This window comes from Haematobacter missouriensis (assembly GCF_000740775.1).
Lineage (GTDB): Bacteria > Pseudomonadota > Alphaproteobacteria > Rhodobacterales > Rhodobacteraceae > Haematobacter > Haematobacter missouriensis.
On the sequence record NZ_JFGS01000077.1, the window covers coordinates 1 to 3,060 of the forward strand.

Annotated in this window: 2 protein-coding genes; both read right to left on the reverse strand. The window is 61.3% G+C overall.

The window, feature by feature from the left end:
- On the reverse strand, positions 1–293 hold a 293-nt coding region (locus CG51_RS20630), incomplete at its 3' end, for a hypothetical protein (RefSeq protein WP_211254217.1).
- Positions 294–739: 446 nt separating this feature from the next.
- Positions 740–2,938: a hypothetical protein gene (locus CG51_RS18570; RefSeq protein WP_035747548.1), complete on the reverse strand. Its 2,199-nt coding sequence runs from the start codon at positions 2,936–2,938 to the stop codon at positions 740–742.
- Positions 2,939–3,060: the final 122 nt, after the last annotated feature.

Below are 3,060 nucleotides of genomic sequence, written 5' to 3' on the forward strand. Positions count from 1 at the left end.
GGGGGCGCTGTGCCAGCAGCGGAATATCGTGGGAGAGAAGCGTAAATCGCGTCAACGTCCGCCAAAATTGCCCCCATTGGAGATGTGCGGACCACCTGCGGAGCGAATACTTTCTTCCCCGCCGCGACCGGCGGAGAACCCTCAAGTATAGTCAGGGTAAAATATTCCCGGATGTAGCTTCCCTTCTCTTCTGTTGTTCCGGGAACAAGTGATAGCGCGAAAGAACAGGTGTCATTGACCTGCATTGCCAGCGGGAATTGAGCTACACGGCTGGCAGAAAACGTGGCGTTCACGTCCGTATTGACGGTCGTCCGGGCGCGTTGGTCATAGCCGTGCGGCGGAGGCGCGTCTTGTGGAATTTGGTGCGGCTGAGGGTTCAGCGTGGACCCGTGAATGGTCCTGCCATACGCATCGGTAGTTGTGGCTGGCGTCCGACTGGACACCTCGACCGCCCCTCCCCCGCCCCCGAGATAGATTATTGCCTGCCGCTGCGGATCATCCGTATAGATGAGTTGAGCACCGGGCGGCATTATCCCCGAGATCGATACCTCCCCCGAGGTGCTCGTCGCCGTGAACGGCTGCTCCGTGGACCCGGAGGCCGTCGTGTACTCGCCCGACGTCACGCTGAGAGTGCGTACGCTGTACCCCCGCCCCGACATCAGCGATGCAAGCGCTGTGGAGGTCGTGAGCTTGCTGGAAGATATCCCAGCTTCCCTCTGCCAATAGCGATAAAGCGCCATTACAGCCCCCCCGCCGAAAGTTCGGTGAATTGCATGCCGGAGTTGTCTGATGGATAATCCCCTTGACCAGCCCAGCGAACCCCTGTTTTGGTCCCTGCCGGATATGACCCAGTGTATATCCCTGTCCCCACTTCCACACCGTCAACAAGGAGTCTCAGGGCTTTGGTCGTCCGGTTGACATAGACGCGGGCTGTGTGTGACCCTTTTGTATCTCCCATCCCGGGGACAGAGTAATTAATCCGGGTAAGGTTTTCCCCGGAAATTCGCTCTATGACTTGGATTGCATCGGAAGAACCACCCGCACTGGCGACAAGGAAGACGAGCTGGAGGAAATTGTCTGCGTCGATGATGAATGGGGCATATCCGAGGCCGCCTATGCGGCGCTGCGCCGCCGTCCCGGAACCCGTCCCAACAGCTGATGCCTTCGCCTCGACGTAACCCCCGGCCATCGGCAGCTCGTATCCACACTTCTGGAGATTGAGCGCCCCGGAGCTAGTTGTCCCTCGGAGCCTTCCGGCAGACGTGATTTTGAAGCTGGTGGACGATAGAGGCGCAGACCAAGTTTGCCCGCTATCAGCGACGTGGCCAGTTAGATCGGAGTTAAGATTGGTCGTAAAAGTATCGACAAATTCCACAGCCGCCAGCGTGTCGAAATCCGCCTGATAGCTTTCACGCCAGAAAACGTAAGGCGTGCCGGGAAGGTGGTCCGAGGTTGAATTGCCCGCAAATGACAAGGCATTGCCGAATGCGGTAAGCTCGGGCTGGCTTGTATTGAAATCCGACTTGGGCACCATCAGCATACGCGTCACAGCAGGCGTCGGAGCCGTGCCCGGCACGATCCGCGCGCTTGTCGGCGTGATATCTGTGACCGACGGAGTATTCGGCTGGCCCGGATGCACGGGAATCGTCAGCACGCCATTGGCCTCCGAGAAAGCCCAGTCCACCTGCGGGACCGTATCCGACCATGCGCTTTCAGCCACTGCGGGGGAGCCGACGCCATTGCTGGCGCTGGAAGACCGACGATATTGGTAATTCGCGGCGGGCGTGAAGGCCAACCCAGCCGACACGTCCTCGGGCGTCCCGGATGGGGGTAAGCGCCGCTGGATTTTGTGCGTGGCTGTCGGGGCCGGAGTGCCGCCGAACGTGGCGGCTGGGACGGTGACGGCCAACCCAGCGGTCAGCGATGGCATCGCGGGGTTGGTGATGACATAGGGGGCGACGTCAGTGCTTGCGGCGTCAGCGGTGAACGACATGCTATCGCTCGCAGACCCCGCGCTGTTCGTGACCGTGACAGTGACCACGTAGTCGCCGTCATCGATATCGTCGAGTTCCCGATGCCACGTCCCGCCATCAGCGGTAACGGGAGCGCCATTCCGAGTGATTTCCCACACTGGAGTCGGCGTGGGCGTGCCCGTTGCCGTCGCGGTCAGCGTGACCGTGTCGCCCTCGGTAATAGCGCCAGACGGGGAGCGAGACAGGCTGACCGTCGGCGCGACCGCGGGGTCTGCTACGACGGCCGTCCAGCCAGTGCCGTATGACCAGACCTCGCCTGCAAAGCTGAAACCGCGCGTCGCGGGTCGGTAGCGATAACCGGCGACAAAGACCCCGGTCGCTGCGACCGTCTCGATAGCCCCCGTCGTGCCAAGCTGCCGCTGGACAAAGTGAGAGACCTCGGGCGTCGGATATCCGGAGAAAGTCGCCGCCGAGGAGGTATATGCCTCACCCGGCAGCGGCGTTCCCGTCAGCGTCGCCTCAGTGATGACAGCGGGCTCGGAATACACCGTTGCGAACGGCTGGGCGTAGATCGTGGTCTTGCGGCCCTCCGCGTCAGTCCCGATCTCGCGCAATGTCACCACGTCAGCTACAGTCGTAGCATTATAATGACCGGACGTGACTCCGGTCGGCAGCCATGGGCCCGTGCCGTTCGCGCGGCGCACATACTCCCGCTCGACCGTGACACCGGCAGACCATTGACCGGGGATGGCGTTGATCTCACTGCCAACCAGCACGATGTTGCCGTGGACCAACTCAGGCGGAGCTATCGGGATCGGTCCACCACCCCCCGCCCCTTTCTCCGCCGACCAGCCAAAGCCGTGCGAGCTACTCATGGTAATGACCTGGGGCTTTGTCGGCTGCTGACCCGGCGGGACGACGGACCACGCATAGCCATTTTCGGACTCAAGGATGATTTCGGTCATGCTGATCTCCGGACATGAAAAAAATCCGCCGAAACGGCGGGTGCAGGATGAGAATTTCGTGGGGCGTCAGACGAAAAACGGGACCGTGGGCTTCTGGTCGCTGGCAAGAAGATGAAGCCCCT